Source organism: Phenylobacterium sp. (assembly GCF_030693805.1).
In the GTDB taxonomy this organism is placed as follows: Bacteria; Pseudomonadota; Alphaproteobacteria; order Caulobacterales; family Caulobacteraceae; genus Phenylobacterium.
The window spans coordinates 1-8976 of the sequence record NZ_JAUXZW010000156.1 but is presented as its reverse complement, the minus strand read 5'-3'; the positions used below and the strand labels follow the sequence as shown (position 1 = coordinate 8976).

Annotated in this window: 10 protein-coding genes and 1 pseudogene; 5 read left to right on the top strand and 6 right to left on the bottom strand. The window is 67.9% G+C overall.

Going from position 1 to position 8976, the window contains the following annotated elements:
• Both groEL and groES read right to left on the bottom strand, forming a co-directional pair.
• Positions 1–190: pseudogene (groEL, locus tag Q8M88_RS06685) on the bottom strand (chaperonin GroEL); the annotation flags it as partial.
• A 41-nt stretch (positions 191–231) separates the two neighbouring features.
• Complete coding sequence (gene groES, locus Q8M88_RS06680) at positions 232–546, bottom strand: co-chaperone GroES (RefSeq protein WP_305595647.1); 315 nt, start codon at positions 544–546, stop codon at positions 232–234.
• Positions 547–745: 199 nt separating this feature from the next.
• Between groES and Q8M88_RS06675 the strand changes: the two genes are divergently transcribed.
• On the top strand, positions 746–1123 hold the full coding sequence (locus tag Q8M88_RS06675) for a VOC family protein (RefSeq protein WP_305595645.1): 378 nt from the start codon (positions 746–748) through the stop codon (positions 1121–1123).
• A 44-nt stretch (positions 1124–1167) separates the two neighbouring features.
• The gene (locus Q8M88_RS06670; protein ID WP_305595643.1) at positions 1168–1725 is read left to right on the top strand and encodes a TetR/AcrR family transcriptional regulator; all 558 of its coding nucleotides are present in this window, start codon (positions 1168–1170) and stop codon (positions 1723–1725) included.
• Positions 1726–1732: 7 nt separating this feature from the next.
• Here Q8M88_RS06670 and Q8M88_RS06665 read toward each other — a convergent pair whose 3' ends face one another.
• Positions 1733–3580, bottom strand: coding sequence for an ABC transporter transmembrane domain-containing protein (locus Q8M88_RS06665; RefSeq protein ID WP_305595641.1), 1848 nt, complete (start codon positions 3578–3580; stop codon positions 1733–1735).
• A 116-nt stretch (positions 3581–3696) separates the two neighbouring features.
• Between Q8M88_RS06665 and rpmE the strand changes: the two genes are divergently transcribed.
• Positions 3697–3921, top strand: coding sequence for a 50S ribosomal protein L31 (rpmE, locus tag Q8M88_RS06660; RefSeq protein ID WP_305595639.1), 225 nt, complete (start codon positions 3697–3699; stop codon positions 3919–3921).
• Between the two features lie 200 nt (positions 3922–4121).
• Here rpmE and Q8M88_RS06655 read toward each other — a convergent pair whose 3' ends face one another.
• Positions 4122–4640, bottom strand: a complete 519-nt coding sequence (locus Q8M88_RS06655) for a DUF1465 family protein (protein ID WP_305595637.1) — start codon at positions 4638–4640, stop codon at positions 4122–4124.
• A 96-nt stretch (positions 4641–4736) separates the two neighbouring features.
• Positions 4737–4943 carry a DUF1192 domain-containing protein gene (locus Q8M88_RS06650; protein ID WP_305595635.1) on the bottom strand — a complete coding sequence of 69 codons (207 nt, stop codon included), beginning with the start codon at positions 4941–4943 and terminating at the stop codon, positions 4737–4739.
• An 86-nt stretch (positions 4944–5029) separates the two neighbouring features.
• Between Q8M88_RS06650 and Q8M88_RS06645 the strand changes: the two genes are divergently transcribed.
• Positions 5030–6019 carry an NAD(P)H-quinone oxidoreductase gene (locus Q8M88_RS06645; protein WP_305595633.1) on the top strand — a complete coding sequence of 330 codons (990 nt, stop codon included), beginning with the start codon at positions 5030–5032 and terminating at the stop codon, positions 6017–6019.
• Between the two features lie 17 nt (positions 6020–6036).
• On the opposite strand, the gene Q8M88_RS06640 is transcribed toward Q8M88_RS06645, so the two are convergent.
• Complete coding sequence (locus tag Q8M88_RS06640) at positions 6037–7473, bottom strand: short-chain fatty acyl-CoA regulator family protein (protein ID WP_305595631.1); 1437 nt, start codon at positions 7471–7473, stop codon at positions 6037–6039.
• Between the two features lie 158 nt (positions 7474–7631).
• On the opposite strand from Q8M88_RS06640, the gene aceA reads away from it, so the two are divergent.
• The gene (gene aceA / locus Q8M88_RS06635; protein WP_305595629.1) at positions 7632–8924 is read left to right on the top strand and encodes an isocitrate lyase; all 1293 of its coding nucleotides are present in this window, start codon (positions 7632–7634) and stop codon (positions 8922–8924) included.
• Positions 8925–8976 lie beyond the last annotated feature (52 nt).

The following is an 8976-nucleotide window of genomic DNA, read 5'->3' as shown; positions in this document are numbered from 1 at the left end:
CAGCCAGTTCGATTTCCTTGGCGACCGAGACGCCGTCCTTGGTCGAGCGCGGAGCGCCGAAGGACTTTTCGATGACCACGTTGCGGCCCTTGGGGCCCAGGGTCACTTTTACGGCGTTGGCCAGGGTGTTGACGCCGCGCAGCATGCGATCGCGCGCGTCGGATGAGAAATAAACGTCTTTAGCTGCCATGTTGGTGGCCTTTCAGAAGAGGGATGTCGTGGTCGGCGAGATCAGGCCGCGGCGCGGGCCGCAGTGGTCGCGTCGAGGACGCCCAGGATGTCGCTTTCCTTCATGATCAGCAGGTCGTCGCCATCGAGCTTCACCTCGGTGCCGGACCATTTGCCGAACAGGATTCGATCGCCGGGCTTGACGTCGAGCGGCTGGATCTTGCCGGAGTCGTCACGCGCGCCAGGACCAACGGCGACGACTTCGCCTTCCTGTGGCTTTTCCTTGGCGGTGTCGGGGATGATGATCCCGCCTTTGGACTTTGCTTCTTCCTCGACGCGCTTCACGAGCACGCGGTCACCCAGAGGACGGAACGCCATTTTTTCATTCTCCGTTCGAGACGGTTGATTGTGGTAGCCTTAGCGGACGGGCGCGCGACTGTTAGCAGTTGAGCGGCGCGAGTGCTAATGCGGCTTGCAGGTAGTCAGGCGGCGCCAGAGAGTCAAGCTGGACGGCCTCAAAACTCATCGCGCCCGAGACGAAGAGCGCGGTCACGCGAGCGACGCCACGAGGGACTTTATGCTGGATCATGTTGGCCTGAACGTGACGGACCTTGAGCGTGCGCAGGCGTTCTATGACGCGGCCCTGGCGCCGCTGGGCCTGTCGCTGCTGCGCACGGTGACGACGCCGGACGTCTCCCTGAGCGGCTACGGAGAAGGGACGAAGCCGTTCTTCTGGCTGCATCAGGGCGGGGAATCGACGCTCGGGACCCACGTGGCCTTCGCCGCGCCGGACCGGGCCACGGTCGACGCCTTCCATGCCGCCGCGCTCGCCGCGGGTGGCCGCGACAACGGCGCGCCGGGGCTGCGGCCCCACTACCATCCGAACTACTACGGCGCCTTCGTGCGGGACCCGGATGGACACAACGTTGAGGCGGTCTGCCATAGCGCGCCGTAGCGACGCACCATATAAGTGATCGATCATTTATCGAGGGATCGATCGTGCCCCGCGTAAAGCTGCGCAGCGACGAACAGGTGCTGGAGGCGACCATCGGCGTGATGTTCGCCAAGGGGCCGATCGATTTCACACTGGCTGACGTCGGCGCGGTAGCCGGCATCGCACCCGCCACCCTGCTGCAGCGGTTCGGCGACAAGCGCCGCCTGACCATCCGCGCCGTGGCGTTGAGCAACCGGAAGTTCGCAACCTTGCTCGAGTCCGCGCCGCGCGAAGTCGGCGTCGAAGCAGTGGTCGATCTGTTCTGGAGCCTGACGCCCGGCGACGACGACGAGGCGACCCTGGCCGAGCAGCTTCTATGGCTGCACCAGGACGTCCGCGATCCGGACCTGAATCGGCTCGCCTGCGAACGGGCCGACCTGTTGCGGTTGGCGGTCGCGCAAAGGCTGCCGCCATTGGCGATCGACCCCGACATCGCCGCGCGTCTGATCGAGGCGCAGTGGTGCGGCGCGCTGCAGCAGTGGGGCGTCCAGCGTCGCGGGCGCTTGGCCGACTATGTCGCCGAGAGCCTCGCCGCCTGGTTCGACCTGGCCGCGCCGCGCTGAAGCGGCGTCAGGCCGCCTCGCCGAACTGCAGCGCCGCCAGGCGCGCATAGAGGCCGCCTCGGGCGACGAGCTCGGCGTGCGAGCCCTGTTCGACCACCCTGCCCTCGTCGATCACCACGATGCGGTCGGCCTTCAGCACCGTGGCCAGGCGGTGGGCGATGACCAGAGTCGTGCGCCCGCTCATCGCCTCATCCAGAGCGCGCTGCACGAGGCGCTCGTTCTCCGCGTCCAGGGCGCTGGTGGCCTCGTCCAGCAGCAGCACGGGGGCTTCACGGACCAGGGCGCGGGCGATAGCGAGCCGCTGACGCTGGCCGCCGGAGAGACTGCGCGCGCGCTCGCCCACGGCGGTGTCGAAGCCTTGCGGCAGGGCGTCGAGGAAGCTTTCGGCCTGAGCAGCGCGGGCGGCTTCACGCACGGCCTGCGGATTGGCGTCCTCGCGTCCGAACAGGATGTTGTCCGCCGCCGAGCCGGAGAACAGCGGCGAATCCTGCGCGACCAGCGCCATCCGCCCCCGCACGTCCGCAGGATCAACCCGGCGCAGGTCGACGCCATCCAGACGCACCGCGCCCAGTTGCGGGTCGTAGAAACGCAGCAGAAGGCGCAGCACGGTGCTCTTGCCGGCGCCCGAAGGCCCGACCAGCGCCACCCGCTCGCCGGGCTTCACTTCCAGCGAGAAGCCGCGCAGGGCGGGCGCGTCGCGGCGGCCCGGATAGGCGAAGGTGACGTCCTCGAAGACGATATGGCCCTGCGCGGGAACGGGCAGCGGCAGGGGGTCGGCAGGCGCGCCGATCGCCGGTTGAGCGTCCAGCAGCTCGGAGACGCGCTCCATGGCCCCGGCCGCCTTCTGCACATCGCCCCAGGTCTCGCCCAGGGCGCCGACCGCGCCGGCGGCCATCACCGACAGGAAGGCGAACTGGAACAGCGAGCCCCAGCTCATCTCGCCTCTCAGGCCCGCGTGGACGCCCAGCCAGAAGATCACCACGACGCCGCCGAACACCAGGGCGATGACCAGGCTGGTCATCAGGGCGCGCGCGGTCATGCGCCGCAGCGACGTGGCGAACGCCGCCTCCACCGCGGCGTCGAAGCGCCCGGCGGCCGAGGCCTGGCGACCGAAGGCCTGCACGGTCTCCAACGCGTCCAGCGTCTCGCCGGCGTGGCCGATCGCTTCGGCGAAGCGGTCCTGGGCGTGAGCGGTCAGCCGGCGCACGCGCCGTCCCATCAGGAACAGCGGCGCCAGCACCAGCGGGAACAGCAGCAACACCAGACCGGTGAGCCGGGGGCTCACCACCACCAGCAGCGCCAAAGCGCCGACCAGGGTCAGCAGGTTGCGCAGGGCGACCGACACCGATGTCGCCATCAGCGTCTCGACGATCTGCAGGTCGGTGGTCAGCCTCGACAGCACCTCGCCGGTCTTCGCGCGAGCGAAGAAGGCGAGATCGAGGGTCAGCACGTGGGCGTAGACGCTCTGACGCAGGTCGGCGACGATCCGCTCGCCCAGCTTGGTGACGAAGAAATAGCGCAGCGCCGAGGACGCGGCGAGCGCCAGGGCCACCAAGCCGATCAGCAGGAACCAGCGGTCGATGGAGCCGTGGGTGGCCTGCGCGCCGGTCAGATGGTCGACCAGAAAACGCAGGGCCGCGGACATTCCCAGCGTGGACGCGGTGGCGGTGAGCAGGAAGACGCCGGCGCCGGCCGCATCGGGCCAGTGGCGGCGGACAAAAGGGATCAGCCGACGAAGAGCGCCGACATTGCGACTGCGGTCGCGGCGGTGGGCGGATTCGGTCAGATTGGAGGCCAAGGCTGCGCCTGCGCCCGGCCGTTCGCGGGCGCCGCCCTGCGCGCTCGACTCGTCCATACGCTCTCACGCCCTTGCTTTTTGCGCGGTGCTTCTTGTATACGCGCGGCTTCTTTCAGCGCCGCCGCCCGTTGCGACGCTTCAATGGCTGCTCCTTTACGTCAGGCGTCCGCGCGATGAAACAAGACACCCACCCGGACTATCACTTCATCACCGTGGTGATGACCGACGGGACCAGCTACCGCACCCGCTCGACCTATCAGAAGGCCGATGCGACGCTGAACCTCGACATCGACCCGAAGACGCACCCGGCGTGGACCGGCGGCAGCCAGCATCTGCTGGACCGCGGCGGCCGTGTTTCGCGCTTCAACGCCAAGTTCGGCGGCTTCACCCGCAAGTAGACCCGGACGAAAGTCCCGATATTCGCGACGCCGCGGCCCAAAGCCGCGGCGTTGTTTGTCGTGGGTCACGCCCCAGATCAGCTCAAGCTCTGGCTCTCGCCAGGGGGACCCGGATCGAGGGCTGGCGTCGCCAGCTTCACCGACGGCGTTGAATGGATGCTAGCTTTCGCGGTGACCCAGCGAGACGGGCGGATCGGCGCCTAGAGCCCGCCGAAAGCGGTGCGCAGGCGGTCGAACTGGGCCAGCACGGTGTGGCTCTCGTCATGCACGGGGATGTCGACATACATCCGCCGGTCCAGACGGCGCACGCGATCATAAAGACGCTCGGAACGGTCGAGCAGGGTCATGAGACCGACCGGAAGCTGGTCGACGTCATCGAGGTCGCCGCCATCCGACACCTGTTCGGCGCCCAGGCGATAGCGTTCCTCGCAGGCGGATTCCGGCGGCATGTCGCCTTCGCGCACCGCCCGCTGGACCAGCAGCCAGGAAGCGACCTGCATCAGACGCGTGGTCAGACGCATGCTTTCGGCGGCATAGGCGAGTGCGGCGTTGCGGGACAGCTGCTTGGATTCCTGACGCCCCGCGCCATCCAGATAGGCCGCAGTCTCCTCGACCAGCTCCATTCCCTCCTGGAAGGTGCGGTCGAACAGCTCCGAACGGGCGAAATCCTGGATCACCGCGGCGTTTTGCGGCCCGGCTGTCACGTTTGCGTCAATCATCACTCACCAACGTAGCACATCCTTCGCTGTCGGAGGAGGCCCCCGCCGCGCCAGCCCGTGCAACCCCCATGCCACGCCGCCGCGCGGCGCGCTTCGTCAGTCGGCGGAACGTCCGAACAGCGCCTCGGCCGCCGCTCGCCCCGATTGCTTCTTCTTGATCTGAGCGCGCGTGCGATCGATCTCAGCCTGCAGCGCGTCGATGCGTTCCTCGAGCTCGACGACGCCGAAGAGCTCGAGATCCTCCCGCATCGCCTCGGCCAGCCGCTGGCCGCGGCCCACACGGGCCTCCGCCGGTTCGTCCATGACCTGCGCAAGCCTCCTTTGCGTGTCCCGATCCGCGGATGTATCCAAACGCGCAGAAGGCGCCGAAGCAAGCCTGAGGGGATCAAATGAGCGGATCAGACGCAGACCAGACCATGCGGGCGATCGTGATCGAGGGCGGCAAGGGTCCGGCCGAGGCCCTGCAGGTGGCGGAAGTCCCCCGGCCGGTTCCTGCCGATGGGCAGATCCTGATCAAGGTTGCGGCCGCGGGGCTGAACCGCGGCGACGTGATCCAGCGCCTGGGCTTTTACCCCTCGCCGCCCGGCGCGCCGCAGACCATGGGCCTGGAGGTTTCCGGCCTCGTCGTGCATGGCGCGGGACGGTGGAAAGTGGGCGACCGGGTCTGCGCTCTGCTGGGCGGCGGCGGCTATGCGGAGTATGTCGCGGTCGACGCGCGCCACGCCCTGCCCGTCCCGGCGGACATGGACCTCGTCGAGGCCGCGTCACTGCCGGAGACCATCCTCACCGTGTTCGCCAACGTGTTCGAGAGCGGCGCGCTGCAGCCTGGCCAGACGCTGATGCTGCATGGCGCGACCTCCGGCATCGGCGTCACCGCCATCCAGATGTGCAAGGTCTATGGCGCCAAGGTGATCGCCACGGCGCGCGGCGCCGACAAGGCCGCCGAGGCGCACAGGCTGGGCGCCGAGGTGGTGGTCGACGCGACGACCCAGGACTTCGTCGCGGTCGCCCGCGAGCATGGCGGCTGCGACGTGATCCTCGACATGGTCGGCGGCGACTACTTCCCCCGCAATATCGAGGCCCTGAAACCCCTGGGCCGGCTGGTTTACATCGCCGCGCAGGCCGGGACCGAGGTGACCCTGAACATCGGCAAGATGATGCAGAAACGCATCACCATCACTGGCTCCACGCTGCGCCCGCGCGCGGCTGACGAGAAGGCCAGGCTGATCGACGAGGCCGAACGGCGCTTCTGGCCGGCGGTGGAATCCGGCGCCCTGCGCCCACCGGTCGATCGGGTGTTCCCCCTGGACCAGGCGGCCCAGGCCCACCTGCACCTGGAGGCCAATACCCACGTCGGCAAAGTGCTGCTGAAAATGTGAGGCCTGAGCGCGGCGGCTCAGTTCGTCGCGAACGGGTACGGCGAGATCGACTTGGTGAAGTCGTCGACCATCAGGGTGCGGTTGATCGGCTCCGCGGCGCGCTGCGGGCAGGCCGGCCGCTCGCAGATCCGGCAGGCGGGGCCGATGCCGGTGACCACCGGCTCGCGCAGGTTGATCGCCCGCGAGTACACCAGCCGCTCGGCATACTTGAGCTCGCAGCCCATGCCGACGGCGAGCTCTGAGTCCTCGCCGGCATAGGGCGTGGCGATGCGGCTGACCGTGCGCGACAGGGTGAAATAGCGCTGGCCGTCAGGCGTTTCGACCACCTGGGTGACGATACGCCCCGGCGTGCGGAAGCTGGAGTGGATGTTCCAGCGCGGGCAGGTGCCGCCGAACCGCGAGAACGGGAAGGTCGCGCCGGCGAAACGCTTGGAGATGTTGCCCGCCGAATCCACCCGCAGCATGAAGAACGGCACCCCCCGCATCGCCGGCCGCGCCAAGGTGGTGAGCCGGTGGCAGGCCTGCTCGAAGCTGACCCCGAAGCGGGCGCGCATCAGCTCGATGTCGTAGCCGGTGCGCTCCGCCGCCTCGTGGAACGCCGCATAGGGCATCAGCATGGCCGCGGCCAGGTAGTTGCCCAGCGACACCTTCAGCAGGTTGCTGGTCGGGCGGTCCGGCGGCCCGGCGCGCTCGATGATCGCATCCAGCAGCGCGCCGTGCTCGACCATCGACAACTGATAGGCTAGCGCGAACGAACGCCCCGCCCCGGTCAGCACCTCGGACAGGAACAGACGGCGACGATGGTGGTCGAAGCGGCGTACCGATTCTGGCAACACCTCCACCGGGACCACGCGCACCTGTATCCCGTGACGGCTGGACAACCGCTCGCGGGCGGCGACCGCGAAATCCTGCGGCTCGCATTCCAATTCGGTGGTCAGGGTCTCGGCCACCGCCTCCAGTTCGGCGAAGTAGTTCTTCTGCGCCTGGATGAAGTCCCGCACCCAGTCCGACGGGGTAGTCACCGACTGAGCCAGCCCGCCCTCTTCCGGGCGGCCGATGGCGCCCAGGTCGGTCATGCTCCGTTGGTCCAGATAGGCGCGGTAAAGACGCATGATCGCTTCCGACACGGCTGGCGCGGAATCGGCCACTTCGGTCAGTTCGTGACGCGCGATGCCCAGATCGCGGAACATCTGGTCTGAGAACACCTCGCCCAGGCCGTTGGCGCTTGACGACTCCGGGTCCTGCGACAGGGTCTTCAGATCGAAGTCGTAGGCCTCGGCCAGGCGCAGCAGGACCTGGGCGGTCACCGGGCGCTGGTTGCGCTCCAGGAGATTCAGGTAGCTGGGCGACACGCCGAGATCCTCGGCCATACGGGTCTGGGTGACGCCGAGGTCGCGCCGCATGCGCTTCAAACGGGCGCCGAGGAACAGTTTCCGCTCAGTCGAGACAGCCATATGGCTTAGGTTTGTCACAGATTTACAAATTAAACAAGGTATGGCTGTGACATGAATGCCTTTTGGCGCCGCGCGCATGGGTTCGCACGAGGGGAATAGCGCGTTAGATGGGCTCCAGAGGCTGTCAAAGCCAGCCACCCAATGGGAGCCAGCTTGTTATGAACGACTTCTCGGATCTTGTTCCCAGCGCGCCTGCGGGCCGCTTCGACGGCATCGAACGGCCCTACTCGGCCGACGATGTGAAACGTCTGCGCGGCTCGTTCCCGATCAGCCATACCCTGGCCGAACGCGGCGCCAACCGCCTGTGGAAATCGCTGCACGAGCAGCCGTTCATCAACAGCCTGGGCGCGGTCACCGGCAACCAGGCCATGCAGATGGTCCGCGCCGGCCTGCAGGCCATCTACCTGTCGGGCTGGCAGGTCGCCGCCGACGCCAACACCGCCTCAGCGATGTATCCCGACCAGTCGCTGTACCCGGCCAACGCCGCGCCGGAACTGTGCCGCCGGATCAACCGGACGCTGCAGCGCGCAGACCAGATCGAACACTCGGAGGGCGGCGCCCAACGTGACTGGTTCGTGCCGATCATCGCCGACGCCGAAGCCGGCTTCGGCGGCCCGCTGAATTCGTTCGAGATCATGAAGGCGTTCATCGAGGCCGGCGCCTCTGGCGTCCACTTCGAGGACCAGCTCGCGTCGGAGAAGAAGTGCGGCCACCTGGGCGGCAAGGTGCTGATCCCCACCCAGGCGCACATCCGCAACCTGGACGCCGCGCGCCTCGCCGCCGACGTCATGGGCACGCCGACCCTGGTGGTCGCCCGCACCGATGCGGAATCGGCGCAGCTGATCACCTCGGACATCGACGAGCGCGACCATCCGTTCATCGACCGCGAGGACCGTACGCCGGAGGGCTTCTTCCGCCTGAAGACCGGCATGGGCCTGGAGCACTGCATCGCGCGCGGCCTGTCCTACGCCTCGCACGCCGACCTGCTATGGTGGGAGACCTCGCACCCGAACCTGGACGAAGCGCGCCAGTTCGCCGAAGCCGTCCACGCCAAGTATCCGGGCAAGCTGCTGGCCTACAATTGCTCGCCGTCGTTCAACTGGCGCGCCAACCTGGACGACGCGACGATCGCCAAGTTCCAGCGCGAGCTGGGCGCCATGGGCTACAAGTACCAGTTCGTGACGCTTGCCGGCTTCCACGCCATCAACCACGGCATGTTCGAGCTGGCGCGCGGCTACAAGGACCGCGGCATGGCCGCCTACTCCGAGCTGCAGGACGCCGAGTTCGCTTCGGAAGCCGACGGCTACACCGCCACGCGCCACCAGCGTGAAGTGGGCACCGGCTATTTCGACGAGGTCGCCATGGCGATCAGCGGCGGGCTGTCGTCCACCACCGCCATGTCGCAGTCCACCGAGACCGCGCAGTTCAACAAGGAGGCGGTCGCGGCTTAGTCCGCGCCTGTCGCCGTCCAATCAAGAGACGGTCGCGGCTATGGCCGCGACC